Annotated in this window: 26 protein-coding genes and 1 other annotated feature; of the genes, 13 read left to right on the top strand and 13 right to left on the bottom strand. The window is 25.3% G+C overall.

What is annotated here, in order from left to right:
• Positions 1 to 161 precede the first annotated feature (161 nt).
• Positions 162 to 320, bottom strand: coding sequence for a rubredoxin (gene rd, locus BGI42_RS10260; protein WP_069680216.1), 159 nt, complete (start codon positions 318 to 320; stop codon positions 162 to 164).
• A gap of 171 nt (positions 321 to 491) precedes the next feature.
• On the bottom strand, positions 492 to 1,106 hold the full coding sequence (locus BGI42_RS10255) for a 3'-5' exonuclease (protein ID WP_069680215.1): 615 nt from the start codon (positions 1,104 to 1,106) through the stop codon (positions 492 to 494).
• A gap of 307 nt (positions 1,107 to 1,413) precedes the next feature.
• Here BGI42_RS10255 and BGI42_RS10250 point away from each other — a divergent pair, with 307 nt between their 5' ends.
• Entirely contained in the window at positions 1,414 to 2,364 is a 951-nt protein-coding gene (locus BGI42_RS10250; RefSeq protein WP_069680214.1) for an L-lactate dehydrogenase, read from the top strand.
• A 161-nt stretch (positions 2,365 to 2,525) separates the two neighbouring features.
• Positions 2,526 to 3,539 carry an aspartate--ammonia ligase gene (gene asnA / locus BGI42_RS10245; RefSeq protein ID WP_105165923.1) on the top strand — a complete coding sequence of 338 codons (1,014 nt, stop codon included), beginning with the start codon at positions 2,526 to 2,528 and terminating at the stop codon, positions 3,537 to 3,539.
• Between the two features lie 46 nt (positions 3,540 to 3,585).
• Here asnA and BGI42_RS10240 read toward each other — a convergent pair whose 3' ends face one another.
• Complete coding sequence (locus BGI42_RS10240; protein ID WP_069680213.1) at positions 3,586 to 4,554, bottom strand: biotin--[acetyl-CoA-carboxylase] ligase; 969 nt, start codon at positions 4,552 to 4,554, stop codon at positions 3,586 to 3,588.
• 253 nt (positions 4,555 to 4,807) lie between these two features.
• Here BGI42_RS10240 and BGI42_RS10235 point away from each other — a divergent pair, with 253 nt between their 5' ends.
• The 3 genes from BGI42_RS10235 (at position 4,808) to BGI42_RS10225 (ending at position 7,752) form a co-directional block, all read left to right on the top strand.
• Complete coding sequence (locus BGI42_RS10235) at positions 4,808 to 5,857, top strand: phosphodiester glycosidase family protein (RefSeq protein ID WP_069681070.1); 1,050 nt, start codon at positions 4,808 to 4,810, stop codon at positions 5,855 to 5,857.
• Between the two features lie 19 nt (positions 5,858 to 5,876).
• On the top strand, positions 5,877 to 6,908 hold the full coding sequence (locus BGI42_RS10230; protein WP_069680212.1) for a dipeptidyl-peptidase IV: 1,032 nt from the start codon (positions 5,877 to 5,879) through the stop codon (positions 6,906 to 6,908).
• A gap of 205 nt (positions 6,909 to 7,113) precedes the next feature.
• Positions 7,114 to 7,752: a site-2 protease family protein gene (locus BGI42_RS10225; protein WP_069681069.1), complete on the top strand. Its 639-nt coding sequence runs from the start codon at positions 7,114 to 7,116 to the stop codon at positions 7,750 to 7,752.
• A 100-nt stretch (positions 7,753 to 7,852) separates the two neighbouring features.
• Here BGI42_RS10225 and BGI42_RS10220 read toward each other — a convergent pair whose 3' ends face one another.
• Positions 7,853 to 9,358, bottom strand: a complete 1,506-nt coding sequence (locus BGI42_RS10220) for a Ppx/GppA phosphatase family protein (RefSeq protein WP_069680211.1) — start codon at positions 9,356 to 9,358, stop codon at positions 7,853 to 7,855.
• Between the two features lie 158 nt (positions 9,359 to 9,516).
• Positions 9,517 to 9,746 (top strand) — a binding site (T-box leader).
• A gap of 142 nt (positions 9,747 to 9,888) precedes the next feature.
• Between BGI42_RS10220 and argS the strand changes: the two genes are divergently transcribed.
• Positions 9,889 to 11,580, top strand: coding sequence for an arginine--tRNA ligase (gene argS, locus BGI42_RS10215; protein ID WP_069680210.1), 1,692 nt, complete (start codon positions 9,889 to 9,891; stop codon positions 11,578 to 11,580).
• Positions 11,581 to 11,950: 370 nt separating this feature from the next.
• On the top strand, positions 11,951 to 13,063 hold the full coding sequence (locus tag BGI42_RS10210; RefSeq protein ID WP_069680209.1) for an AI-2E family transporter: 1,113 nt from the start codon (positions 11,951 to 11,953) through the stop codon (positions 13,061 to 13,063).
• 187 nt (positions 13,064 to 13,250) lie between these two features.
• Here the strand turns inward: BGI42_RS10210 and BGI42_RS10205 are convergent, their stop codons facing one another.
• The 3 genes from BGI42_RS10205 to BGI42_RS10195 form a co-directional block, all read right to left on the bottom strand.
• Entirely contained in the window at positions 13,251 to 13,403 is a 153-nt protein-coding gene (locus BGI42_RS10205; RefSeq protein WP_105165922.1) for a FeoB-associated Cys-rich membrane protein, read from the bottom strand.
• A gap of 210 nt (positions 13,404 to 13,613) precedes the next feature.
• Positions 13,614 to 15,377 (bottom strand): ferrous iron transport protein B, encoded by a 1,764-nt coding sequence (feoB, locus tag BGI42_RS10200; protein WP_069680208.1) that lies wholly within the window; start codon positions 15,375 to 15,377, stop codon positions 13,614 to 13,616.
• Positions 15,378 to 15,392: 15 nt separating this feature from the next.
• Positions 15,393 to 15,614: a FeoA family protein gene (locus tag BGI42_RS10195; RefSeq protein WP_069680207.1), complete on the bottom strand. Its 222-nt coding sequence runs from the start codon at positions 15,612 to 15,614 to the stop codon at positions 15,393 to 15,395.
• Positions 15,615 to 15,844: 230 nt separating this feature from the next.
• Here BGI42_RS10195 and BGI42_RS10190 point away from each other — a divergent pair, with 230 nt between their 5' ends.
• Positions 15,845 to 16,573 (top strand): HAD-IB family hydrolase, encoded by a 729-nt coding sequence (locus tag BGI42_RS10190; protein WP_069680206.1) that lies wholly within the window; start codon positions 15,845 to 15,847, stop codon positions 16,571 to 16,573.
• A gap of 14 nt (positions 16,574 to 16,587) precedes the next feature.
• Positions 16,588 to 17,313 carry a ribonuclease H-like domain-containing protein gene (locus BGI42_RS10185; protein WP_069680205.1) on the top strand — a complete coding sequence of 242 codons (726 nt, stop codon included), beginning with the start codon at positions 16,588 to 16,590 and terminating at the stop codon, positions 17,311 to 17,313.
• Positions 17,314 to 17,415: 102 nt separating this feature from the next.
• Here the strand turns inward: BGI42_RS10185 and BGI42_RS10180 are convergent, their stop codons facing one another.
• A complete protein-coding gene (locus tag BGI42_RS10180) occupies positions 17,416 to 18,303 on the bottom strand; it encodes a ComEC/Rec2 family competence protein (RefSeq protein ID WP_069680204.1) in 888 nt (295 codons plus the stop codon).
• A gap of 213 nt (positions 18,304 to 18,516) precedes the next feature.
• On the opposite strand from BGI42_RS10180, the gene BGI42_RS10175 reads away from it, so the two are divergent.
• Positions 18,517 to 20,268, top strand: a complete 1,752-nt coding sequence (locus BGI42_RS10175) for a phosphoenolpyruvate carboxykinase (protein WP_069680203.1) — start codon at positions 18,517 to 18,519, stop codon at positions 20,266 to 20,268.
• Positions 20,269 to 20,305: 37 nt separating this feature from the next.
• On the opposite strand, the gene BGI42_RS10170 is transcribed toward BGI42_RS10175, so the two are convergent.
• From BGI42_RS10170 to BGI42_RS10160, 3 genes are all read right to left on the bottom strand, one after another.
• Positions 20,306 to 21,067 carry a putative ABC transporter permease gene (locus BGI42_RS10170; protein WP_069680202.1) on the bottom strand — a complete coding sequence of 254 codons (762 nt, stop codon included), beginning with the start codon at positions 21,065 to 21,067 and terminating at the stop codon, positions 20,306 to 20,308.
• A gap of 147 nt (positions 21,068 to 21,214) precedes the next feature.
• On the bottom strand, positions 21,215 to 21,415 hold the full coding sequence (locus tag BGI42_RS10165; protein ID WP_069680201.1) for a DUF378 domain-containing protein: 201 nt from the start codon (positions 21,413 to 21,415) through the stop codon (positions 21,215 to 21,217).
• Positions 21,416 to 21,483: 68 nt separating this feature from the next.
• Positions 21,484 to 21,951 carry an Lrp/AsnC ligand binding domain-containing protein gene (locus tag BGI42_RS10160; protein ID WP_069680200.1) on the bottom strand — a complete coding sequence of 156 codons (468 nt, stop codon included), beginning with the start codon at positions 21,949 to 21,951 and terminating at the stop codon, positions 21,484 to 21,486.
• A gap of 230 nt (positions 21,952 to 22,181) precedes the next feature.
• On the opposite strand from BGI42_RS10160, the gene BGI42_RS10155 reads away from it, so the two are divergent.
• Positions 22,182 to 22,517 (top strand): hypothetical protein, encoded by a 336-nt coding sequence (locus tag BGI42_RS10155; protein ID WP_069680199.1) that lies wholly within the window; start codon positions 22,182 to 22,184, stop codon positions 22,515 to 22,517.
• A 246-nt stretch (positions 22,518 to 22,763) separates the two neighbouring features.
• On the opposite strand, the gene BGI42_RS10150 is transcribed toward BGI42_RS10155, so the two are convergent.
• Positions 22,764 to 23,759 (bottom strand): CehA/McbA family metallohydrolase domain-containing protein, encoded by a 996-nt coding sequence (locus BGI42_RS10150; protein ID WP_069680198.1) that lies wholly within the window; start codon positions 23,757 to 23,759, stop codon positions 22,764 to 22,766.
• Between the two features lie 143 nt (positions 23,760 to 23,902).
• Between BGI42_RS10150 and BGI42_RS10145 the strand changes: the two genes are divergently transcribed.
• Both BGI42_RS10145 and BGI42_RS10140 read left to right on the top strand, forming a co-directional pair.
• Positions 23,903 to 24,412, top strand: coding sequence for a gamma carbonic anhydrase family protein (locus BGI42_RS10145; RefSeq protein ID WP_069680197.1), 510 nt, complete (start codon positions 23,903 to 23,905; stop codon positions 24,410 to 24,412).
• A gap of 22 nt (positions 24,413 to 24,434) precedes the next feature.
• Positions 24,435 to 25,271 carry a CvfB family protein gene (locus tag BGI42_RS10140; RefSeq protein WP_069680196.1) on the top strand — a complete coding sequence of 279 codons (837 nt, stop codon included), beginning with the start codon at positions 24,435 to 24,437 and terminating at the stop codon, positions 25,269 to 25,271.
• Between the two features lie 81 nt (positions 25,272 to 25,352).
• Here BGI42_RS10140 and BGI42_RS10135 read toward each other — a convergent pair whose 3' ends face one another.
• On the bottom strand, positions 25,353 to 26,756 hold the full coding sequence (locus BGI42_RS10135; protein WP_069680195.1) for a spore germination protein: 1,404 nt from the start codon (positions 26,754 to 26,756) through the stop codon (positions 25,353 to 25,355).
• Positions 26,757 to 26,792: the final 36 nt, after the last annotated feature.

Genomic DNA, 26,792 nt, shown 5'->3' with positions numbered 1-26,792 from the left:
AATTAATTTAAAAAGTGGAGAGTATAAATTATTTAATTTTAAGAGTAATTTTGATTTACATAATCTCGTAATTCTAAAATATAATATTTTAATTATTTACTCTCCACTTTTAAATAAAAAGATAGCTTAATTATTTTTAAGAAAGATTATAATAAGAAAGATTATAACAAGGAAAAGTGTTCTTTTTCAAAATGGCATATAGGACAAATCCAATTAGAAGGTAAATCTTCGAATTTTACACCAGGTTTGATATTACTATCTACATCACCTATTTCAGGATCATATATATATCCACAAATATCACAAATATATTTTTTCATATGAATTCACCTCATTCAATAGAATATTTGTTGATAATATATAATATTTAGAGGATTACATTAATGTTAATAAAAATTAATGTAATCCTCTAAATATTTAAGTTAATATAGCAATAAATATACTGCAAATATTTAAACGTATGAATTTATAAGGCAAATAAAAAGCAGTTATTATCTGTTTTTTAACAAATTTGTAAAATATCCTCTTGGAAGATATCCTTTTTTTAATCCTTCAATTACAGTTAAGTAAGTTGCTGCTGTATCAAATCTTGCATCATGATAATTTCCACTACCTTTAAATAAATTATCGGAAGTTTTAGTTATTTTTTCTTTTGTTATTCCAAGAAAATTTATTACTTCTTCTAATTTTGGATTTTTTATTTCGCCATTTGCCTTGGGGATTTTACATATATCCTTATAGTGAGACATAGTACAAAAAGAATGTTTTGGTAGAAATTCTTCTCCAAGTAAGGAAAGTTCATGCTTTAAAAATTTAATATCAAAGTTTACATTATGTCCTATTAAAAAATCTGCTTCTCTAAAATCATTAAAAAATTCAGGCACTAAATCTTCAAAGTATTGTCCATTTGATAATTCATATAATTTTTCTAAAGAAAAACCATGAACTTGTTGAGCTGAAGGACTCATTTCATCAACTGTAAAAAAGAAATTTTTTCCCGTTGTTATTTGTGGCTTAGCACTTGCATCTACAGTTATATAACTCAATTGACAAATACTACCTGGTTTTATGCTAGTAGTTTCTGTGTCAAAAAATAATAATTTCATTATATAATTAACCTCCTTAGTAGTTTTAAAAATTAATAGATATTCATAGTCAGAAAAATCTATTAATTTAAATTAATTCATTTACTTAATTATATAGTATTTTGAAAGTTTTTCAATCATCTAAATAAATAATAATTATTATTAAGTACTATTGAATTTAATTATTATTTAATGTATACTATTGCTAAAGAAATAAAACGAAATTTTAAAATTAAATTAGTTTATTAGTTGAATATAGAAAAAATAATAATTTACAAATTTTTTGATAATAATATATTAAAGAATAGAATACTTAGGAGGACTAGATATGGTAAGGGAAAGAAAACGTAAGATATCAATTATAGGTGCAGGATTTGTTGGTTCAACAACAGCCTTCGCGCTAATGAATAGTGGGGTTGCTACAGAAATTTGTATATGTGATATAAATATGGATAAGGCTATAGGAGAAGTTATGGATTTAGTTCATGGTACTTCATTTGTAAAGCCAGTTAATATATATGCAGGTAGTATAGCTGAAACTAAAGATTCGGATGTAGTTATAATAACAGCTGGTGCAGCTCAAAAAGAAGGAGAAACTAGATTAGATTTAATAGAAAAGAACTATAAAATATTTAAAGGATTTATTCCTGAAATAGCTAAGGTAAGTCCAGATGCTATATTATTAGTTGCATCTAATCCAGTAGATATCTTAGCATATATTACATATAAATTATCAGGATTTCCTAAAGAAAGGGTTATAGGAACAGGTACTGTATTAGATACATCAAGATTAAAATATGTTATAGGTAAGTATTTAAATGTAAATAATAATAATATTCATGCTTACGTTTTAGGTGAACATGGAGATAGTGAAATTATAAGCTGGAGTACTGCAAGCATTGCAGGAGAAGGTTTTGATGATTATACAAAGAAATTCTCATTAGAATGGGATGAAGAGATAAAAAGTGTTATTGAAAGTGATGTTAAAAATGCAGCATATGAAATAATAAGTAGAAAAAAAGCTACTTATTATGCAATTGCATTGGCTATAACTAAAATAGCAGAATCAATACTTAGAGATGAAAATGCTATTTTGACTGTTTCATCATTAATGCAAGGGGAATATGGTATTAATGATATGTATTTAGCTATACCTACTATAGTTAATAGAAATGGAGCAGTAAGAATAGTAGATCCCAATATAACTGAGAAAGAGATAATAAACCTAAGAAATTCAGCTAATGTTTTAAAAGAACATATATCAAAATGTGAAATTTAAATTTTATTTGACAAGTTATTAGTAATTCATTATACTAAATGAGAGAATTTGGATGTTTAGGAGGTCGAGTATGCGAATGCATTCTAAGACCTCCTTTTTATTAAAACTTTTTTAAATATAAAAGTATAAGTAATATAAAAAATTTAAGGGGGAATTTATATATGAAGATTGAAAATATTATTGTACCAGAAGGATATAAAAGTAAGAATTCATTAATAGAAACAGAAATTCACATTAAAAAGATTAAAGATTTTTTTGAGAGAGCTCTTGCGGAAAGTTTAAATTTAATTAGAGTATCAGCACCTTTGTTTGTTCAACCTGAAACAGGAATGAATGATAATTTAAATGGCTCTGAAAGACCCGTAAGTTTTGATGTCTTAGCAACAGGAAAAGATGTACAAATAGTTCACTCATTGGCTAAATGGAAAAGATATAGTTTACATAGATATGGATTTAAACCAGGAGAAGGCCTATACACAGATATGAACGCAATAAGAAGAGATGAAGATTTAGACAATATTCATTCTATATATGTTGATCAATGGGATTGGGAGAAAATAATAAATAAAGAAGATAGAAACTTAAATACATTAAAAGATACAGTAAAGAAAATTTATAGTGTATTTAAAAAAGCTGAAGATTTTGCTTGCAAAGAATTATTAGATCAAGAAAAGTTTTTACCAGAAGATATATTCTTTATAACTACCCAAGAGTTAGAAGATATGTATCCAGGAAAAACAGCTAAGGAAAGAGAAGATCTTATAGCAAAAGAAAAAGGCGCAGTATTTATAATGCAAATTGGTGGATTATTAAAATCAGGAGAAAAACATGATGGGAGATCTCCTGACTATGATGATTGGACTATGAATGGAGATATAATTTTTTACTATCCAGTTTTAGATAGAGCATTTGAAGTATCATCAATGGGAATTAGAGTTGATGAAAAAGCTCTAGAAAGACAATTAAAAGAAGCTAACTGCGAAGAAAGAAAAAATCTTGAATTTCATAAAATGTTATTAGATGGAAAGTTACCATACACAATTGGTGGAGGAATAGGTCAATCAAGAATATGTATGTTCTTTTTAAGAAAAGCTCATATAGGAGAAGTTCAGGCTTCAATTTGGGATGAAAAAAATCTAACAATATGTGAAAAACACAATATAAGATTATTATAAAAACATATATTTTAAGGCTCTGTTTTTTATACAGAGCCTATTTTTTCTAAATCTTAAAACTAATTTCGCCACTAGTTACAGGTTTTTTATTTCCATTAGAATCCTCTATTATAAGTTCACCATTATCATCAATTCCAATACAAGTTACTATTTCTTCTTTATGATAAGTTATAAGTCGTGCTTTTTTATTTAAAAGGTTAGAATTTTTTCTACATATATGTATAACTTCTGATATATCGTTTTTTGATATAAATTTTTCGTAAAGAGGTTCAAATTCATTAATAATTTCTGCAAGTAATAAGCTTTTATTAAATATTTTTTTGAATTCTATTTTTAATGAAGTTGCAATGTTTTTAAGTTCAGCTGGAATTTCGTTATCATCTAAGTTTACATTTAATCCTATACCTAATACAAGATAATGTATTCTATCTATGTCACATTTCATTTCAGTTAATATTCCACATAATTTTTTACCATTAATAAAGATGTCGTTAGGCCATTTTATATATGATTTAATTCCAAAAATTTTAAGCGCTTTGTAAACAGATGCTGCTGCTATTTGTGTTATTTTTGACGCTTCTGATGGAGGAATATTAGGCATTAATACTAAGCTAAACCAAATTCCGCTTGGAGGAGAAATCCATTCTCTATCAAAACGACCTTTACCTAAAGTTTGTTTTTCAGCTACAATTAAAGTTCCATCAATAGCCTTATTATTATCAGCTAATTGTTTAGCTGTTTTGTTTGTTGAAGCAAGATCAGAAAAATACTTTATTTCTTTCCCTATTTTTTCTGTCTTTAAAAATGGAAGTATTTCATTTGGAAATAATGTATTAGGAGATGAAATTAATTTATAACCTTTATTTGAAACTCCTTTTATTACATATCCTTTAAGTTTTAATGATTTAATATGTTTCCAAATAGCACTTCTTGAAATATTTAATTCTGAACTTAATATTTCTCCAGAAATATATTCAGAAGAATTTTTTAATTTATTTAAAATTTTATTTTCCATAATTTAAAATCTCCTTAAATTATTTAAATTTACTTTTATTATAAAAATAATTATTAACTTATAATTATTTAATAAATTATATCATAATAAGAAAAAAATTTTAAATTATATATAATAAAGATGAATGTTGAAAATAATTAGTGACATAATTATTGAATTTTTAAAAATCGTATTATATAATTATACAGATAGTCTAATTTTAATTTATAATAATGTAAATATTTTTAGAAATGAAAAAGAAAGGAAAAATTTCATGGATAAAAACATAAAAAAGCAAAAGAAAGCAGTAAAAGCTAGGCCAAATAATTCTAAAAAAAAGAAAAAAAGAAAAAAGTCTTCTTTTAAAAGAATTTTAGGATTTTTAGTATTTATGATTGCTTTTACAGCTTGTACAGGCCCTTTTGTACTTTTGTATGGCCCTTTTGAAAATGCAAAAAGAACATTTGTTGGAGCAGCAATGACATCTATGAATCATCAATTTTTAGCAACATGGTTTTTATCAGATGAAAAGATAGCTGAAATTTTAGGTACTTCATCAATGGAGCAAACTCAAACTTCTGAAAATACCAATGTGGATGAAGTAGAAATACCAAAAATAAAAGATTCTAATATAGAATTACATACAATAGAAAATCCTAAATATAATGGATATCTTTTAACAATAAAAGATCCTACTAGAATTAAAGTTGGATACACTTCTAAATTAAATGTAGAAGGAGAAACCACTTCACAAATTGCAAAGAATAACAATGCAATAGCAGCAATAAATGGAGGTGGATTTACAGATAGTTCTTCAACAGCTAAGTGGACTGGCAATGGGGGTCTTCCAACTGGAATAATAATGAGTAAAGGAAAAGTAATATTCAATGATAAAGGTGAGAACGGAAAAGCAGATTTATTAGGAGTTACTAAAGAAGGAAAATTAATAGTAGGAAAGTATTCTGTAAATGAACTTAAAAAACTAAATGTAGAGGAAGCTTTGAGTTTTACACCAACTTTAGTTGTAAATGGTAAAATGACTCCAATGGCTGGTGATGGTGGTTGGGGTGTAGCTCCAAGAACCGTTATAGGACAAAGAGCAGATGGAGCAATTCTTCTTCTGGTTATAGATGGTAGAAGTGCAACAAGTTTAGGTGCTACATTAAAAGAAGCACAAGAGGTAATATATAAGTGTGGAGCTGTAAATGCTATAAATTTAGATGGTGGTAAATCTACAACAATGTACTATAATGATAAAATAATAAATAATCCATCAGATAGTTTAGGAGAAAGAGCAATACCAACAGCAATTATTGTTGAGTAAAAAAGGGGAGACAAAGTTAATGAAAGTTATTAAACGACTGATTTCTTGGGCAATTCTATCTCTAATATTACAATTTGCTGGTTTGTTCATTTTAGATAGTTTTGTTTTTAAACATTCTTCAGATTTTAAAATGAAAAAGGTTGAAACTAATGTAGCAGATACTAAGAATGTAAATGCAACAATTTCATCAGAAGCTGAGGATGTAAAGATATCTTATGATGGAAGATACTTAACTTATAATCTTAATAATAAAGTATACATAGAAGATACATCAACAAATGAGAAAAGTGAAATAAAAACTGAAAATAAGGGAGAAATATTATATTATAAATGGTTATCTGATAGAGATAGAATAGTTATAGCTGAAAAAGTTCATATAGATGGAATAGAAAAGATAAAACTTGTAACATATGATCCCACTAATAAAACTCAAAGTGATGTAAGTGAAGTATGTAGATATAGAGATGATATGGAAGTTAAGAAAATAAGTGTTTCAGTTTTAACGGGTGTGTATTATGTTGATATAGACAGAGGTGGAATGAGAAGTACTGTATATAGAATAGATATAAATCATGATTTAACAAGAGTAAACCTTAGATCTGAGGTATTAGGAAATATGAAAGTTATTCCACGTTATGATAGGTTGATTTATGAAGATGAACTTAATAATACATTTTATGCTACAAGTCCTAGCAAGAGATTAGTAATTAAGTCAGATAAAGAATTAGCCTTACTTGGAATTGATGCTGAAGGAGTTATATATATAGGAGAAATAACAGCTGATAAGGTATCAAAAATAATATATGGAACAGTAGATGAAGATACATCTACATGGAAGAATATGGAGCTAGCAGAAGTAGTAAATCCAACTGATATATACTTTAATAGTAAGAGTGAAATATTAATTAATGATAATCTTCAAGGAATAGTTAAAAATCTTACAACTGGTAAGATGATTTCATATGATGGAAAATTAATTGAAATAAAAGAAAAGTTTATTGCAACTGTTGTAGATGAAAAATTATCATACACTAGTTTAACAGAAGAATAAAATTTTTTTAATGGAATTATCTCTAAAATATTGATTTTATGCTTTATTAGTTAAAAATTCAATTTAGAGATAATTTCATTATTTTATTGTTTATAAATCTTAAAAAATGTTTAATAATATAAAGTCTTTAATTTGTGGACAATTATAGTCTCAGATTAAAAAAGTAAGGAGAAAGCATATGTATAGTCTTGATATTAAATTTGCAATGGAAAAAATACTTGAGGTATGTTTAGTAATGCCTGGAATATTACTTGCATTTACATTTCACGAATATGCTCATGGAAAGATAGCAGATATGTTAGGAGATAGTACTCCAAGGTATGAAGGAAGATTAACGTTAAATCCTATATATCATATTGATCCCATGGGATTTTTGATGTTATTATTATTTAAATTTGGATGGGCAAAACCAATTAGAACTAATCCATCTGCATATAAGAATTATTATAAAGATGACTTAAAAGTTAGCATAGCAGGGGTATGTGCTAATTTACTTATAGCATTAATATTTTCAATTATAGCTGGTATATTTGTTAGATTTGCACTTAATATTTTATCTAAATCATATTATGAAGTTATATATAGTATGATTTTGAATATTATATATCTTAACATTAGCTTTGCTGTATTTAACCTATTACCTATTCCGGGATTGGATGGATTTAGGGTATTACAGGATTTAATGCCAAAGAAATTTCGTAAAATGGGAGATCAATTATATAAATATCAAATATTAATGTTAATAGGAATAGTGTTTTTTGGTGGTTTTATAATTAGAACACCAGTAAATTTTTTATATGGTCAGTTAATGAATTTAGCATCATTTGTATTTACTTTATTTTAATTATAAAATTTATTACAATAGATGACATAAAGAAATTAAGTATTCAACATAACTTAAAAATAAGTTCGAAAACTTTAAACTGTTTTCGAACTTATTTTTTTTAAATTTGTTTTACTTCTAAGTTTTTACCATAAATCTCTTTAAATCTATCTTTAAACTTAAGAACTTGTTTAATTTCTAAATCTATATTTAAATGAGATGATAAATTAATTAAAACAGCATCACCTTTTATATCTATACTTAAATAATTTACAGCTCTTTCAAGACTTAAATCTAAATGTTCAGCAATCATAAGTAATATATTTATGTAATTTATAGCTTTTATATCTAATTTATTTATTATTGAGAAGAAAGGGGGTAAAGCTATTTTATCTCTTTCATTATTAGTAGCCGCAATAGCTGCACTCATAAACAATTCTCTATGGCTAAGACCGTTAATATTTGAATTTAATATTACATAAAAAGAATGTTTATGATGATGATAATAATCAATACTAATTCCTGAATCATGTAATAATGTAGCAGTTTTTAATATGTTATTATACTTATCTCCTAATTTATGGAGAGGCTTTAATTCGTTAAATAAAGTTGAAGTTATATTAAAAACATGTTCAGCATGTACTTTATTTATATTTAAATATTCAATTATACCATTTAAGTTATAATCTAATATATCATCAATAGGTTTATAATGATTATTTATATATTCAAACATTATACCTTCTCTTAAACCACGACCTGAAATTATTATATCGTCACAAGGCACTTTTTCAATTATAGTATTTAAAATACTTAAACCACCAACTATTAAATCGGATTTTTCTACAGTTAATCCTTCAATTTTAGTTCTTTGTTTAAAATCTTTACATTTTATTAAATTATATATTTTGTAAACATCATTTTCATTTAGTTTATAGTTATGAAGAATATCAAAAGGATATCTTTTTTTAGCTTTATCAATTTTACAAAGAGTTCTAGCCGTACTTCCAACAGTGATTATAGAATCAAAATTTTCTTTTTTTAACCATTCAATATCATTAAGTATATTAGTTAAATATAAAATAGCTTTTTCTAAATTTTCGTAACATACTCTATCTTGTAAATTATATTTAAATGTACAAGTTAAAGAACCTAGTGGTATTGTGGTGTTCTTTTCCATTTTGCCGTTCTTAACCCAAGTTAAATGAGTAGAAGAGCCACAAATATCTACTATAAGAGAATTCTTTACATAAATACTTCTTGTTACTCCAAGATAACTATAATGCATTTCTTGTTCATATGATAATAAATTAACAGTTATATTAAATTGATCTTTAATTTTTTGAAGGAATTCGTTACAGTTAGAGGCTTCTTTTAAAGCACAAGTAGCAACTGCTATAATTTCTTTTACTTCTGAAAAGTTACATAGTGATTTAAATGAACGAACATTTGATAGTGTTTCATTTATTTTATTATCCGATATTTTAGTATCATCTAATAAATCTAAAGCAAGTTTAATATCATTACTAGATTCTCCAATAATTTTGTAATATCCATTTTCCATTACATTCATTAATGTAAATTTAACTGAATTAGAACCAATATATATAACACCTATTTTTTTCATTTTATAACTCCTTAAAGTACTAATATTAATATTAATTATTAAATTAATATTACCATTATACATCATTTAAAAAATAATTCATATGATGAGTTGGTTTTTATTGTTTTTACATTGACAAATTTAAGGTGGATTTGTATAATGAATGAAGATTAATATAGAGAATTTCTGTGAAGAGGAGAGTACTATAGTTGATTCTTAAAGCGAGTAAGGGATGGTGTAAGCCTTATGAGATATATTATAGGAAAAGAGCCTTGGAGAAATCACCTGAAATTTTAAAAAAGTAGGGATGATCGCAACAACTTGCGTTAAAAGTTAAGTGGTATTTTTGTAGTATAAATATATTATAAAAATACAATTAGAGTGGTACCGCGGATAATTCGTCTCTTAATTTTTTAGAGGGGGATTTTTTTATTTATAAAAATACATAATTTTTTGTTGATACTATTAAGGCATATGAAAATAAACTAGTATACTGACTAGTTATTTATTTGAATATGATTAAAATCAATAAACTCTAGGAGGATATATTAATGGATTATAAAAATAAAATTGCACAGCTAATAAAAGAACATGTAGAATTAGATGTTGCTACTATAGAGAAACTTATTGAAATACCACCTAAGTCTGAAATGGGTGATTACGCTTTTCCATGTTTCCAACTTTCAAAAGTAATGAGAAAAGCACCAAATATGATAGCTGAAACTTTAAAAGATGCTATTAACAAAGATGGATTTGAGAGAATTGAAAATTTAGGACCATATTTAAACTTCTTTGTTGATAAAGGAATATTTGCTGAAAATACTATAGGCAATATATTAAAAGAAGAAGAAAAATATGGAGAATCTAATATAGGGGAAGGAAAAACTGTTTGTGTTGAGTATTCTTCACCAAATATTGCCAAACCATTCCATGTAGGTCATTTATTTACAACAGCTATTGGTAATTCTTTATATAAGATGTTTAAAAAAGAAGGTTATGATGTTGTTGGGATAAATCATTTAGGAGATTGGGGAACACAATTTGGTAAGCTTATATCAGCTTATAACAGATGGGTAGACGAAAAAGCTTTAGAAAAAGCTCCAATTGATGAACTTTTAAGAATATATGTTAAATTCCATGAAGAAGCTGAAAAAGATCCTAGCTTAGAAGATGAAGGTAGAATGTATTTTAAAAAGCTAGAAACAGGAGATCCAGAAGCACAAGCTTTATGGAAGAGATTTAGAGATTTAAGTTTAAAAGAATTTGAAAGAGTTTATGATATACTAGGTGTTAAATTTGATTCTTTAGCTGGAGAAGCATTCTATAATGATAAAATGGATGTAGTAGTTAATGAATTAAAAGATAAAGGGCTACTTGTTGAAAGTAATGGAGCACAAGTTGTGATGTTGGATGATTACAATATGCCTCCTTGTATAGTTTTAAAAGGTGATGGTGCTTCTATATATGCAACAAGAGATTTAGCAGCAGCAATGTATAGAAAGAAAACTTATGATTTTTATAAGAGTATCTATGTTGTTGGAACTCCTCAAGCATTACACTTTAAACAAGTATTTAAAGTATTAGAACTTGCAGGACATGAATGGGCAAAGGATTGTGTTCATGTAGGATTTGGATTAGTTAAATTTGCAGATAGAAAACTTTCAACAAGAAAGGGAGAAGTTGTATTACTTGATGATTTAATAAGAGAATCAATAGAAAAAACTTTAGATGTTATAAATGAAAAAAATCCAAATCTTGAAAATAAAGAAGAAGTAGCTAAGAAAATTGGTGTCGGAGCTGTTATATTCACTTATCTAAAGAATTCAAGAGAAAAAGATATTGTATTCGACTGGAAGGAAATATTATCATTTGAAGGAGAAACAGGTCCATACGTTCAATATTCATATGCTAGAGCTAATAGTATATTAAGTAGGGCTGAAAATATTTCTTCAGAAGTTGATTACAGTAAATTATCTTCAAAAGAAGAATTTGAATTAGTTAAAGTTTTAGCTAATTTTAATAAACAAATTAAACTTGCTATAGATAAATTAGAGCCTTCAATCTTAACAAGATATGTAATAGAAGTTGCAAAAGCATTTAATAAATTTTATAATGCACATTCAGTATTAAATTTAGAAGATGAAGTTTTAAAAGCAACTAGATTAAACTTAGTAAAGAGTAGCTTACAAGTCATAAAAAATGGTTTGGAATTATTAGGAATTGATGTAGTAGAAAAAATGTAACAAAATCAAGGGCAGTTAGAAGTTTTAATTAGGTTTCTAGCTGCTTTTTAATGTTTATGAAAGCATAGAATTCTCAAAATTTGAAAGATTGATAAAATTTAAGTTAGATCAAATATTAGTTGAGAGAGGAGAACAAAAGGTTAAGAGTTAATGAAAAAATTTCTTGGGAAATTTTTAAATATGTATTTTTAGAAAAGTTTTACGATTTTAAATTAAAATTCTAAACTCTCAATTATCTACTTTCAATTAAAAAATCATGGTGTAGATATTTTATAAATTACTAAACTTAAATTAACAAAGAATTAATTTTTATAAAAATAATATATGATATAATATTTGGTAATAATTACTTTTGGAAGGGAGGGAAAAAATGAATATAAATAAGAATGTAAAATATAGAGATATACTAACAATTGCTATAATAGCAATTATTTTATACAAATTAATAGATAATTATGAAATTTTATTTAAAATAACAAATCGTTTTATGTCCATTATTTCACCATTTATATATGCCATAGTTTTTGCTTATATGTTAAATCCAATAATGATGTTTTTAGAAAGGCAGTTTAAAATGTCAAGGGGAAAATCTATTTTAGCAACATATGCAATTATAACAGGAATAGTAATAATATTTTTCTTTTTTACTATACCTAGCTTAATAGATAGTATAGGTAGTATAAGTAAAGAAGTACCAAATTATATGGACACAATTCAAGAATGGATTGATAAGGCTATAAAAAATCCTAAAATAAGCCAATTAATAATTAATGCAGGTTTAGTTGATAAAATTGAATTTTTATCAATTAAAATGGGGAATTTTACAGTAACCTTATTGCAAGGAATGTTAAGTTATCTATTGTCTTTTACGGGAAATTTAGTAAAAATAATATTTGGATTTTTAATAGCTGTATATGTATTAAATGATAAAGAGCAGTTAATAAATGGGTTAAAAACTTTAATGCATATAATTTTAAAAGAAAAGAAAGCTGATAAATTGATTAAAGCTTGTAAAATTTATAATAAGATGATAGGTGTATATATAGGAACAAAGGCTATAGATTCAGCTATAATAGGTTTTATAGCTCTGATTTGTTTAGTGATTGTTAAATCACCATATGCTTTACTATTATCAATTATAGTAGCCGTTACTAATATGATACCGTATTTTGGACCTTTTATAGGAGAAATAGTTGGAGTTGTAATGTGTATTTTTGTTTCACCTATGAAGGCTCTTATAGTATTTATACTTTTACTTTTAATTCAACAATTTGATGCATGGTATCTTGACCCTAAACTTATAGGAGCAAAAGTAGGGGTAAAACCATTCTGGATTATAATGGGGGTAATAATAGGGGGTGCATTCTGGGGGCCTATAGGAATGTTATTGGCATCACCTACATTAGCTACAATTAATATTTATTATATTAGACTAGTAGAATACTATAAGCGTAAAGATCCAAGTTTATTTAAAAAATTATAAAAAGAAGCATTACGTTTTTAATAGATGCTCATGTATGAATAGATAAATTGGTATTATAATTTTAAATTATTAAGTTGATTCATTTTATTGCTTTTGTTATATATGTTAATATACTACATAAATATAACTCAAAAATAGATTATATTTAAAAGAGTGTTGAAAATATATCAACACTCTAGAATATAATCTATTTTTTATTTAAAATATCACCACATGTTTTAGAACAATTTTTACAATTACTACTACAATTACAATTACCTTTAGATGAACTTTTTATAGATTTTATAATTATAAAAAGTGAAGATAAAACAATTAGTATAGTACAAATTATTTCTATCATAAATAACATCACCTTATGTAATAATTAGGCACATTCAAATAAATAACTAATCAGTGTGCTAGTTTGTTTTGTAAACTATTTCCTTCTTGGAACCTACTAATAGCATAATTATTAGCAGGTTCCAAGATACTTTATTTCATAAAATATCCGTCACATCTTTGACTTATTATTTATTTTCATATGTCTTAGTTAAAATATAGACTCATAAATTTAAATAATCATATTTCCTATATTAAATATCAAAAATGAAACTATCCAAGCAAGAACCAATTGATAAAATATAGAAAATAAAGTAAATCTAACTCCAAATTCTTTTTTCATAGTTCCTATTACAGAAATACAAGGTGTATATAGTAATATGAATACTAAGAAAGTATAAGCAGATAACGCTGTGAAATGTGAAGTTAAAACCACATCTAGATTACCTCCGAAAATCACTTGCATTGAAGCTATAACAGATTCTTTAGCAAGTAGACCTGAAAGTAATGAAACAGCGGATTGCCAATTTCCAAATCCTAATGGTGAAAATATAGGGGCAATTGTATTACCTATAGAGGCTAAAATACTATCATTTATTTCGTTTACCATACCACTAAAATTAAAATTTGATAAAAACCATATTACTACACTCATAGCAAATATTATTGTTCCAGCTTTTTTTAAGAAATCTTTTCCTTTATCTCCTGTTTGTCTTAAAACGGATGATAACTTTGGCATTTTATATTCAGGAATTTCAATTATAAATGGTTCTTCGTCTTTTTTGAAATATGTATTTTTAAATAATATACCTAATAAGAATGCCAATAAAACTCCTAAAAAGTATAATGATGCAACAACTAGCCCTCTATGCTTTGTAAAAAATACAGAAGCGAATACAACATAAACAGGTAAACGAGCATTGCATGACATTAAAGGAACGAGTAAAGATGTAAGTTTTCTATCTTTTTCACTTTCCAAAGTTCTTGCAGTCATTATTGCAGGGACAGTACACCCAAATCCAATTAACATAGGGATAAATGCCTTCCCTGATAAACCCATTTTTCTCATTAGTTTATCCATTAAAAATGCTACTCTAGACATATAACCACTGTCTTCTAATAAGGTTATACATATAAATAAAACAAGTATTATTGGCAATAGTACTAGTATTCCCCCGACTCCTGCAATTATTCCATCAACTATTAAAGATTGAAACCACGGCTTAGTAGTTGATAATAAATTACTTACAAATGGGACAAAAGAGTCATTTAAAAATTCATCTAATAAATCTGATAATGGTTGCCCAATCCAAGAAAATGTGATTTGAAACATTAAAGCAATTATCATTAGAAATATTGGATAAGCAAAATATGGATTAAGTAAAATTTTATCTATTTTTTCTGTAATAGTTATTTTTTCTTTAGGCTCAGATTTTATACATTGTTTTAATACATTCTCAATAAATAAATAAGCATCTTCTTCACTAGAAAATGTAAATTTATCATTATTTACTGGAGTTTTAAAATTTATATTTTGTAATGCATGAGAAATCTTTTCTATACCAATATTTTTACCAGCAGATATAGGTATTATTTCAACATCTAATAATTTTGAAAGCTTTTTATAATCTATAAAAATACCTTTAGATTCTGCGATATCAATCATATTAACTGCTAAAATTATAGGTTTATTGAATTCCTTTAATTGAGTAGTTAAGTAAAGATTTCTATTTAAATTAGAAGCATCTACTATGTTTAATATTAAATCGACTTGTCCATTTTTTAAAAAATCTTTTGCTACTTTTTCTTCATTTGAGAAAGTATCCATTGCATAGATTCCTGGTAAGTCTACAACTTTTACGTCATTTATGTATCCTTCTTTTTTTTCAACAGTTACTCCAGGCCAATTTCCAACATATTGATTGGAACCAGTTAAAGCATTAAATAAAGTAGTTTTTCCTACATTAGGGTTTCCAAGCAAAGCTATGTTTGTCATAAGTTTAAGTCCTCCCTATACCGATAAAAATATATTTTTAGCATCCTTTCTTCTAATAGCTAAATCAAATCCTCTAAAATTTATAACTATAGGATCACCTAAAGGAGCTTTTCTCCTAAATTCAATTTCAGTACCTTTAATACATCCTAAGGCAGATAATCTTTTTTTTAATTTTAAATTACCTTCAATAAAATCTATAATTCCTTTTTCGCCAGGTTTTAAATCACAAATACACATGAAAATCACCTCTAATTGAAAATTATTATCGTTCAGTATATAATAATAGCATCTTTTTTGCTGTTTAGTCAATAGTTGAAGATTAAAAACATAATATATTATATAATGGAAAAAATATAAATAATTGAAGAGAAATAAGAAAAATATGATATAATCTTTAATTAATAAAAAAAATACAGTATAATAAAATATAAAAAAATACACTATAGTGTGAAACAAGGGGTGAGATAATGTCAAAAATAGGAGCATTTTTTGATTTGGACGGAACATTATATAGGGAAGGTTTAATTACAGAAGTATTTAAAAAAATGGTTAAATATGAGATTATAGCGCCTGAAAGATGGTATAATGAAGTAAAGCCTCATTTTTTAAAATGGGATAAAAGACAAGGAGATTATGACAATTATCTTTTAAAAATGGTAGATGTTTATTTGGAAGCTATTAAAGGGTTACAAAAATATGAAGTAGAGCATATTGCACAAAAAGTAGTTGAGCAAAAAGGTGATAGAGTCTACACTTTTACAAGAGATAGAATAAAGTGGCATAAAGATCAGGGGCATATTATAATGATAATATCGGGTTCACCATCTGAGCTTGTTAGTGAAATGGCTAAGAAATATAATTTTAATGATTATAAAGGAACAATTTATAAAATAGACAAAAATAATATGTATACAAGCGAAGTTGTAGCAATGTGGGATAGTAATAGTAAATCTAAAGCTATAAATGAACTTGTAGAAAAATATGATATAGATCTTAACAAAAGTTATGCTTATGGAGATACATCTGGAGATTATACTATGTTTAAGTATGTAGGACATCCATTTTGTATTAATCCTACAAAAGAACTTTTACAAAAAGTTAAGAATGACAAAGAGTTAACCAAAAAAGTTAATGTTGTAGTAGAAAGAAAGGATGTAATATATAACTTAAATATTGAAGATATACAATTTGTATAGGAAAGAGTGGTACTGTGATTATTCGTGAGAACAACGTAAAGGTAGAAGAATTTAGTGATGAATTTATGATAAAACCTGAAAATAGAGAATATTCCCCAAATGAACTAATATTTTTTGATCTTGAACATTATGTTTATAAAAAACCAAAATGTATTGGAGTATTTGGTGCATGTGAATTTAGTGAAAAAAGAAATGAAATTTTAGTTACTCAATATATGATAGAAGATAGAGATGAAGCAATTGATATACTATATTTAGCTAAAAGTTATTTTATTAGAATGAAACAGTTTGGGAAAAAAGCTATTGTTACATTTTCAGGAAATAATGATTTTACTGTTATAAATTATCTTTTTAAAAAATATGGAATAGAATATGATTTTGATAAAGAATTTGATTCTATAGATATACAAAAAGAATATGAAAAAAATAAACCTACTTCTATAGGATTAAAGAATTTAGAAAAATTATTTGATATTATAAGAGAAGGAGAAGTTATTAGTGGATCAAATTTAGCTAAAACCTTTCATAAAGTATTAAAAGATAAGAATTATTTTAAGAGAATGCCAGAAGAAAAAATAGAAAAAATTCTTCTTTATAATGAACAAGATGTTGTAAATTTATATCATATTTATGTAAAATGGAAAAAATATATATTTGATAATGAAATAGAACAACTAGATAATAATATTGAAGATATAAATGAGTTTAATTATGAAAATAAGTCAATAATAAATCACTAAATTAAAATTAAGGATTTCTTAGCTTTAATTCTATGTTTTAAAGTTAAGAAATCTAAATAATTAAATAATACAGTACCTTAAAAACCCCTCTTGCATAATTATTTAATATGCAAGAGGGGTTTTATTATTTTTTATTATTTTATGTCCATTAGAAGATAAAATAATTGTATGTTCTTTATTTGTTTGATAAATTTTTGTGTTATTTTTCTTTAAACGATCTATTACTGATTTATTAGGATGATTGAATTTATTATCATTACCTACAGAGATTATAGCTATTGATGGATTTACTTTTTCGATAAAAGTTTTAGTAGAAGAAGTAGAAGAACCATGATGTCCTATTTTTATAACATCACTTTTTATATTATTATTTGAATCTAATAAAATTTCATTTTCTATTTCTTTTTCAGCATCTCCTGTAAATAGAAATGAAGTATTACCATACTGAATTTTCATAACAGGTGAATAATTATTTAAATTATCATATGAATTTTTAGTAGGTGAAAATACTGTAATACGTGTGTTATTACCTAAATATAATGAAGTTGTATTTTTATTTAATACATTAATCTTTAACTTCTTATCTTTTAAAGCATCAACCATTTTTTCAAATGAGGAAGAAGAATTTTCTACTTTAGGAGCATAAAATTTATCCACTTTAAAGTTACGTATAATTTTTGCCATATTTCCTATGTGATCTTCATGAGGATGTGTTGCAATAACATAATCTAATTTTTCTATATTTAATGAATTAAGATAATTTAAAATCTTTTTTCTAGATTCTTTAGGACCCGAATCTATTAGCATATTCATATTATTTACTTGTATAAGAGATGCATCACCTTGGCCAACATCAATGTAATGTATAACTATATTATTAGTAGTAGTATAGTTTTTTGAGTTAAAATTCAGGTGTTTTATCATAAATAATATAATGAATATTATAAATAGTAGTAATAGATTAAATTTTAAATTTCTTCTAATTCTCATAATAACACTCCTTTAAATTATTCTACCATTAAATGTAAAACAAATCTTAAAAAAGATAAGGATTTCATTAAAAATAATATGTATAAAAACTTAAAAATGAAAAATTGCAAGGTTGAATATTGCAAAAATTGTGTTATAATTAAATCAATATGCAGTTTTTATAAAAAAAATGCAATATTGTCGTGTCTAAAAATTCATATAGGGGGCAAATAAATGAAAAAAGAATTTTCTATGAGCAATGATAAGGTAATGATTAATTTTACTACAAAGTATTGCAATAATATTGATTCAGTTTTAGAAAGTGAAGGTTTTAGAAGGGTATTAAATAGTTTCTTGGAAAAATCTAAAAGAAAAAATACCTTAACATATAGATTTTTAATAGATTCATTAGAATCTAATGACATATCTAAAATTTGTAAATCTTTAATAAAGGCTATAAAATTCTTAACTATAATGGGTTCAGATGAAATTATAGAATTAAGTCCAGGATTTGAAGTTCTACTTAATAATAAAGATAGTTTTATTAGATTTGTAGAAGAATTTTATTCTTATTGGAGAAGATTAGAAAGATATACAATAATTCATAGATATAAAATAAGACAAGGCTTAGCAGCTATGAGTTTTACAGAAGCAAATGCAGAATTTTCAGTAATTATACTTAAATTATATAGAAAGGTAGAAAAAAATATATTAGGTTATCAACCTAAAGTTTATAGACAAATACCAGCTGGTGGAAATGCTTGTATTATGATTCATCAAATGGAGTGGCCAATTCCTAGAGGATATGAAATATTAGAAGATATACCTTTTATAGATAATATTTTATTAGAGACACCATTTATAACTTATCCAAAAAGAAATACAAGAGATGGTGTATTTTCAGAAATAGATGAAAATCCATTGAAGTATGCAAATATAAATAAAGAACATTGGTTCTGTTATCCAGCTAAAATAGGAGAATCATTAGCATATATATATTTTCATAGAGATTATATGGAACATGGAATAACTTTATGTAACTTATTTGAAATGGCTAGAACAGAAGAAATAAGAGGTAAAAGACCAGATATAGTATATGTATTTGGAGCTAATGATGAAAATAGAAAAGAATTAAAAACTGTATTTTATAATGATACAAAGAATGATATAATGCTTGGATATATAAATCATTCAGATAAAATTGACTATTTTGGATACATGAAGAAAATGTCATTAACTCTTCACAATTTAATAATGATTAAAAAAGGATATTTACCAATCCATGGAGCTATGGTAAATATTATATTAAAAAATGGAAAAACGGCTAATGTTGTTATTATGGGAGATAGTGGCGCAGGGAAATCTGAAAGTTTAGAGGCATTTAGAAGTTTAAGTGAAGATTATATATCTGATATGACTATAATATTTGATGATATGGGAACTTTTAAATTAGAAGATGGCACAATTAAAGGGTATGGAACAGAAATAGGAGCATTTGTTAGATTAGATGATTTAGATCAAGGTTATGCATTTAAAGAAATGGATAGAAGTATATTTATGAATCCTGATAAGGTAAATGCTAGATTAGTTATGCCAGTAGCATCTTATAAAGAAATAATGGAAGGATATAAAGTAGATTTCTTCTTTTATGCAAATAATTATGAAGATGTAAAAGAAAATGAAAAACATTTAGAATATTTTAATTCTGTAGAAGAAGCTATAAAAGTATTTAGTTCAGGTGCAAGAATGGCAAAGGGAACTACAAGTGAGAAAGGTCTAGTAGAATCATTTTTTGCAAATCCATTTGGTCCAGTTCAAAAACAAGATGAAACTAATATACTTATAGAAAAATATTTTAATTTTATGTTTAAATCAGAATATGTTAAGGTTGGACAAATAAAAACTTGTTTAGGAATATGTGGAGAAGAAAAGAACGGTCCTAAGAAAGCAGCATTGGAATTATTTGAAGAAATTAAAAAATTATAATATCAATATAAAATTAAAAGATACTAAAAAAAGATTTTTAATCTTTTTTTAGTATCTTTTCTTTTAATGGTTTTAGAATTGAATCAAATGATTTTGAAGAAACATTTGGAAAAGATTTGATTAATCTTATGTGATTTAATTTTAAGATAAATTTTGAAAATTTAGCTTCTAAGTTTTTTGATTTATTACTAGCTTTCTTTTTAGTAAAAGATATAAATTCTATACATTTTTCTAGTAAACCACTTTTATCAGTTTGAAGTTTAATTAGAAGATTTTTGAAATCAACTAAAGAATTTATAGTGAAAATAAAATCAATAATAAAATAGATTATTATAATATGAAAAATATATGTTCCGATAGTTATAGGCAAATTATCAATTAAGTATTCAATTATAGGATGAAGAATTTTAATAACTATTACAGATGCAGCACCCCAAAGCAGTGAAAAACCAAGACAAATTCTTCCATGAAGATTAAAAGGGTCTTCAGTATAATCCCACCATTTTGATTTAAAGACTTTTTCTAAAATAAAACCAGTTAGATACTCTATAAATGAAGTCAATAATGTAGCTAAAATAAATAACAACAATAAGTTATCTGTGAAATTATGTAATGTAACTAACATAAAAACAATTCCAAAACCATAAATAGGGCAAAATGGACCATATAAAAATCCTCTATTTATAAAATAATGATTATTTTTATAAGCATAACTTATTTCTACGCACCATCCTAAAAAAGAATATATCATAAAAAAGTAAATTAAATTATATAAGCTAAAATTATTCAATATATGCATAATACCTCCTAATGTAACATTTAAATTATAGTATATAACTTAAATATTATATACTATAAAAAGATTAATTTTACATTAATTTTTCTTAAATTAATATAAAAATTAAGCATCAAATCCTTCCTGAAAGGAATGATGCTTAAAATTAATTTATGCAGTAACTCTTTCTTTTGTAAAAAAAGAAAGAGAATATACTCCAGCTATTCCAACTAAAGAATAGACTGTTCTGCTAAAAATTGTAGCATATCCAAATAAGATATCTACTATATTTATTTGAAAAAATCCAATCAAACCCCAATTAATTGCACCTATAATAACTAAAATAAGCGCAATATAATCTAATGCTTTCATAAAATCACACTCCTTATTAATAGTATTCATCAATAAGTATGTTTTTATTACTTGTAAACAGAAATAATTTATAAAGAAATATTTCTATCTATTGGTTGCGATAATGATATAAATGTATCAGTTCTTGAAATTCCATCTATATTATTAATTTTATTAAGTAAAAGGTCTTGTAAATCGGAAATATTAGTACAAACTACTTTAGCAAACATTGAGTAGTTTCCAGTAGTTAAATGAAGTTCAACAACTTCATTTATTTTAGACATTTCCTCAAATACAGCATTAAAGCAAGAAGCTTTGTCTACATATATACCAACAAAACAGCAAACATCATAACCTAATTTGGGAAGATTCAAAAGAATTCTAGTACCTTTTATAATACCTAAATCCTCCATTTTTTTCATTCTTACGTGAATTGTACCTCCACTAACATGACATATTCTTGCTATTTCTAAATAAGGGGTTCGACAATCTTTTATTAATAAATCCAAAATTTGTAAATCTAACTCATCTAAATGAGCATTTGCAACTAGTTTCATATTATCACCTCTTAATAATCATAAAATCCAAATTTAATTTTATCAAATATTGGAGGATTATAAAAGTAAAAATCAATAAATTTATTAATTATTTTAAAAAAATTTTATTAAAGTAATAATTTACATCATAATAAAATTTTCATAAAAATAAAAAAATGCCAGTAAAACTTGATTATATATATAATATCTAATAAACTATTTAATAGATACATTTAAGGAGGAATGGACATATGGGTATTTTTATGATGATTCTTACTTTTATAGGTGTTTTAGCATTTACCCTTTTAATTTATTGGGGGTGTAGAAAGTATATATTTAAAAAAGTAAGAGTGAATAAATGGGTCCCCCTTTCAATAGCAATTGTGTTATTTTTAGTTCAAATGTTTTTTACAACTATAAAACAAGTAATTCCATTACAAATGTTATTATCAGTTTTATCTGTGATATTTTTCTTGTGGTTTATGGATATACTTCAAACTGGTGGACCTAAAAAGCAAGAAAAGAAAATTGTTATAAAACCGAAAGCTAAACCTAACAGAGTAAAGCATAGAAATAATGGAAAATAAAACTACTTAAGCATTTATATTTTTATAAAAAATTTTTATTATTTAAGAATAGACAAACATTAAACAACATAATTTAAATGCTGAAAATTATAAGGGATACTGTTTTAAATAGTATCCCTTATAATTGTATAGAGTTTTTTATAGATAATTACAATTTACTTTAATATAAAAAACAAATGTTAATTAATAAAAATTAGTCAATATAATTTAAATATATGTTTACTAAGAAAATGTTAAATATTAAGATTAAACACGAAAAATAGGAGAACTAATACCAAATTTCCCATTTTCCAATATTATTTTTATAATATACCAATGTTCTTTGGTTTCAGCTTTATGCCTATAAATATATTTTATACGATTTAAATCCAAATTATTTATTTTTTTTATTATAGTTCCTGAAAAGGAGATTATGTCTATTTCTTTAATCTTATAATTGTTATCTTCAACAAATATATAAAATTCAAGTTCAGTATTAGAAAGAGGTATAGTCTCGCCCATAAAAGCGTTATTTATAGTAAAGTACATAACTAGAGATTTAGATTCAGTTGAATAAGTATGTCTGTTCCTAAATGCAGTTATTAAAGAATCTAAAGTAAGTTCATTAGAAATTATGCAGGTTAAATTTTCATCATCACCAAAATTCATTCTATGATTATCCTGTGAATTAATAGCACCAAGTTTCCAACCTTTATCTAAGAGATTATAGTAATATTTATCATACCTAGAATATTTATTTGGATAAGAGCCGTTACCAACTTCAATAGATGTTATTAATTTATTTAATAACGGATTATATTCTAAGTAATTTATGTTTTTATGAGGATGGTTAAGACTTATAAAAGCATTTGGATTATTAAACATCCATAAGATTAGTAGTTTTAGATTATTAATTGTACCAGTAAAAAATCTATTAGAATTTACTATATTCATATCCCCTAGACTATCTGTTTTACTTTCAAAACCAAGTACTGGTAGAAAATTATTATGTTTTTTTCTATATTTTGTTCTTAAGTATTTCAAAGCTTCCCATTTAGTTACTTCATTTCCATTAATGCGAACAGATTTAGTAAGATAGTTATTATGATCTGTTAAAATTAGAAAATCTAATCCGTTATGACGCGCATAATCAAAAGCTTCTGTAGGTGTACCTCTTCCAGTAGAAAATCCACAATGTGCATGAGGAATACCATAGTAAAATTTTAAGTTTTTAAAATTTATATTTGCCTTTTTTTTACTCAAATTATTCTACCTATAAAATTGCTTACAGTATATAATATATCTTCTTAGGCAAAATAATGACAACAACTAAATGTAATGATAAAATAAGTTTAGATATTTTTAGTAAAATTTAATTATAGAAAAAGAAGAAAGTGGGAAAAATAATGATAAAGAATTTTTTGAATAATGTTCCCAATATATCAGAGAAAGCTTATATATCAGAAACTTCTGTTATTATTGGCGATGTTGCAATTAAAGAATATTCTAGTGTATGGTTTGGCGCAGTTATTAGAGGAGATGAGCAATCTATATCAATAGGTAAAGAAAGTAATTTACAAGATAATGTTGTTGTTCATGGTGATGGAAATAATGGAGTTTCTATAGGGGATAATGTTACTATAGGTCATGGTTCTATAATTCATGGATGTACTATAGAAGATAATGTGTTAATTGGAATGGGAGCTATAATACTAAATGGAGCTAAAATAAGCAAAAATTCTATTGTTGCTGCTGGAAGTTTAGTGACTCAAAATAAAGAATTTGAAGAAGGATCATTAATACTTGGAAATCCAGCAAAGGTTATAAGAAAATTAACTGATGAAGAAATTAAATCTAATGAAATTAGTTCTTTAACTTATACTAAATTAGCTGAAAATATGAAAAAGAGCAACTAATAAACAAATAAATGGAGGAAATATGATACTAATAGGTGAATATAATAATTTTAAGGTAAGCAAAAAAGTTGATTTTGGATATTATTTAGAAAATGAAATGGAAGAGGAAGTACTATTACCTAATGGATCTTTAAATAATAAAAAAATAGAAATTGGAGATAAAATAGAAGCTTTTGTTTATAGGGATTCTAAAGATAGAGTAATATCAACTTTAAAAACTCCACTTTTAACAGTTGGAAAAATAGGTTATTTAGAAGTAGTAGGTCAAAGCGCAATAGGTGCATTTGCAGATTTTGGACTTGAAAGAGATGCATTTATACCAATTAAGGAACAAATATTTAAATTAAAAACAGAAAAAAAATATTTATTTTATATGTATTTAGATAAAACAGATAGAATAGCACTTACAACAAAAATTGATGCATATTTAGAGTTTGCACCAGAAGAAAAATTTAAAGTTTCAGATGAAATAGAAGCAGTAGTGTATGAAAGTGGATATAACGGAACTTTAAAAGTAGCAATTAATAAAAAATATAAAGGGATAATATTAGGAAATGAACATTTTGAATATTTGTATCCAGGTCAAGAAGTAAAAGCAAGAGTTAAAAGAATATATGAAGATGGAGTAATAGGTATTACAACAAGAAAAACAAGATTGGATGAAAGAGACTTATTATCAAGAGAAATACTTCAATATTTAAGAGAAAATGGAGGGTTTATGCCATTTAATGACAAATCTTCTCCAGAAGATATAAAGAATACTTTTAACACTAGTAAAAATTATTTTAAAATAGCTCTTGGTGGATTAATGAAACAAAAATTAATAGCTCAAGATAAAGAAGGAACAAGATTAATATAATAAATACATAAAAAAGATATGCTTTTTAGTTAAGAGCATATCTTTTTATATATTTACATTTTACACTTTTGGTTTAAAAAATTATTTAATTCTTGTTCTAAATAATAAATTCTTTAGTTTTTTCCAATTAAAAGGAATCAAAGGATAAAAATAACGATCATTTGTAACAGTTTTAGTAGAATACATAATAATTAAAATTAATATTAATCCACCTATAAATCCCCAATATCCTAGTAATCCACTTGAAATTAATAATAATACTCTCATGAATTTTAAAGCGTAACTTAATTCTACGCTAGATTGCTCAAAACTAGCTAAGGCAACTATAGACATATAAAGTATTGTTTGAGGTATAAACCATCCAGCAGTTACTGTATATTCTCCAAGTATTAGTCCGCCAATAACTGATAAAGACATTCCAAGAGAATTAGGAGTATTTAAGGATGCTAATTTTAAGCCATCAATAGCTACTTCTAGTATTAGAAATTGCCAAAAAATTGGAATATAATAACTATCTTTTGGAAACAAAAAATTAAAATTAGGTGGTAAATGTATATTTCCATTAACGAAAAGTAAGTATAATGGTGTCAAAACAATTGTTGATATAGTTATTATATTTCTAATGATTCTTAAATAATTTCCTGTAAATACAGGGAAATAATAGTCATCTACATCTTGCAAAAAATCAAAAATAGAAGTTGGTAAAATCATAGCAGTAGGAGAATTATCTACAAGAATAATTATATTTCCTTCAGTTAGATGAGAAGAAGCTACATCTGGTCTTTCTGTATATCTAACTTTAGGAAATGGATTAAGATAGTTTTTATTACTCAAAGTTTCTACCAAACTTTGATCTCCTAATGTAAGAGTATCTACATTAATATTTTTAATTTTTTTTAACACAATATCTAAACCACGTTTGTTTACAACTCCATCCATATAAGCTATGCAAACATCGGTTTTTGAGATACTTCCAATGGTATGCATATCAAAAACTAACCTAGAATCTCTAATTCGTCTACGAATCAATGCAGTATTAAAAACTATTGTTTCAACAAATCCATCTCTTGCACCTCTTAAGGTTTTTTCCTTTTCAGGTTCAGCAAGTCCACGTACAGGATAAGTACGCATATCCATTATTATACATTTATCATATCCATCAATAAACATTGAAGTTTGCCCACAAAGCACAGCATCAATTATTTTATCTAAATCAACTTCTTCAGCTACTTCAATATAAGGAATAGCATTATCAATAAATTCATTTGATGTTTTATAAGAATTCATTATTTCAGGTTTTATGCTAAAAAAGCCATTCATTATTCTTTCCATTACATCATCTTTAGTAAATCCGTCTATATAAAACATAGTTGTTTTTTTATTACCAATAATTATATTTCTTTGAATAATATCAAAACTCTCTTTAACTTTGAGTTTTGATTTTACTAGTGATATATTATTATCAAAATTTGATGTTATTTTCAAAAAACTACACCTCTTTCATATTTTATGATAACGGTA

It is taken from the genome of Clostridium taeniosporum (assembly GCF_001735765.2).
Lineage (GTDB): Bacteria > Bacillota > Clostridia > Clostridiales > Clostridiaceae > Clostridium > Clostridium taeniosporum.
Note: the sequence above shows the minus strand (reverse complement) of the source record. Positions and strands in the feature narration are given on the sequence as shown.

What these genes read in the sequence shown, in the direction of transcription:
- BGI42_RS10145 (WP_069680197.1), top strand. Translation starts at nt 23,903, where the DNA reads ATGATAAAGAATTTTTTGAATAATGTTCCCAATATATCAGAGAAAGCT.
- BGI42_RS10190 (WP_069680206.1), top strand. Translation starts at nt 15,845, where the DNA reads ATGTCAAAAATAGGAGCATTTTTTGATTTGGACGGAACATTATATAGG.
- BGI42_RS10175 (WP_069680203.1), top strand. Translation starts at nt 18,517, where the DNA reads ATGAAAAAAGAATTTTCTATGAGCAATGATAAGGTAATGATTAATTTT.
- BGI42_RS10220 (WP_069680211.1), bottom strand. Translation starts at nt 9,358, where the DNA reads ATGAAAAAAATAGGTGTTATATATATTGGTTCTAATTCAGTTAAATTT.
- BGI42_RS10180 (WP_069680204.1), bottom strand. Translation starts at nt 18,303, where the DNA reads ATGAGAATTAGAAGAAATTTAAAATTTAATCTATTACTACTATTTATA.
- BGI42_RS10210 (WP_069680209.1), top strand. Translation starts at nt 11,951, where the DNA reads ATGAATATAAATAAGAATGTAAAATATAGAGATATACTAACAATTGCT.
- BGI42_RS10225 (WP_069681069.1), top strand. Translation starts at nt 7,114, where the DNA reads ATGGAAAAAATACTTGAGGTATGTTTAGTAATGCCTGGAATATTACTT.
- asnA (WP_105165923.1), top strand. Translation starts at nt 2,526, where the DNA reads ATGAAGATTGAAAATATTATTGTACCAGAAGGATATAAAAGTAAGAAT.
- BGI42_RS10230 (WP_069680212.1), top strand. Translation starts at nt 5,877, where the DNA reads ATGAAAGTTATTAAACGACTGATTTCTTGGGCAATTCTATCTCTAATA.
- BGI42_RS10195 (WP_069680207.1), bottom strand. Translation starts at nt 15,614, where the DNA reads ATGTGTATTTGTGATTTAAAACCTGGCGAAAAAGGAATTATAGATTTT.
- BGI42_RS10240 (WP_069680213.1), bottom strand. Translation starts at nt 4,554, where the DNA reads ATGGAAAATAAAATTTTAAATAAATTAAAAAATTCTTCTGAATATATT.
- BGI42_RS10160 (WP_069680200.1), bottom strand. Translation starts at nt 21,951, where the DNA reads ATGAAACTAGTTGCAAATGCTCATTTAGATGAGTTAGATTTACAAATT.
- BGI42_RS10140 (WP_069680196.1), top strand. Translation starts at nt 24,435, where the DNA reads ATGATACTAATAGGTGAATATAATAATTTTAAGGTAAGCAAAAAAGTT.
- BGI42_RS10205 (WP_105165922.1), bottom strand. Translation starts at nt 13,403, where the DNA reads ATGATAGAAATAATTTGTACTATACTAATTGTTTTATCTTCACTTTTT.
- BGI42_RS10165 (WP_069680201.1), bottom strand. Translation starts at nt 21,415, where the DNA reads ATGAAAGCATTAGATTATATTGCGCTTATTTTAGTTATTATAGGTGCA.
- BGI42_RS10170 (WP_069680202.1), bottom strand. Translation starts at nt 21,067, where the DNA reads ATGCATATATTGAATAATTTTAGCTTATATAATTTAATTTACTTTTTT.
- feoB (WP_069680208.1), bottom strand. Translation starts at nt 15,377, where the DNA reads ATGACAAACATAGCTTTGCTTGGAAACCCTAATGTAGGAAAAACTACT.
- BGI42_RS10250 (WP_069680214.1), top strand. Translation starts at nt 1,414, where the DNA reads ATGGTAAGGGAAAGAAAACGTAAGATATCAATTATAGGTGCAGGATTT.
- BGI42_RS10255 (WP_069680215.1), bottom strand. Translation starts at nt 1,106, where the DNA reads ATGAAATTATTATTTTTTGACACAGAAACTACTAGCATAAAACCAGGT.
- BGI42_RS10155 (WP_069680199.1), top strand. Translation starts at nt 22,182, where the DNA reads ATGGGTATTTTTATGATGATTCTTACTTTTATAGGTGTTTTAGCATTT.
- argS (WP_069680210.1), top strand. Translation starts at nt 9,889, where the DNA reads ATGGATTATAAAAATAAAATTGCACAGCTAATAAAAGAACATGTAGAA.
- BGI42_RS10235 (WP_069681070.1), top strand. Translation starts at nt 4,808, where the DNA reads ATGGATAAAAACATAAAAAAGCAAAAGAAAGCAGTAAAAGCTAGGCCA.
- rd (WP_069680216.1), bottom strand. Translation starts at nt 320, where the DNA reads ATGAAAAAATATATTTGTGATATTTGTGGATATATATATGATCCTGAA.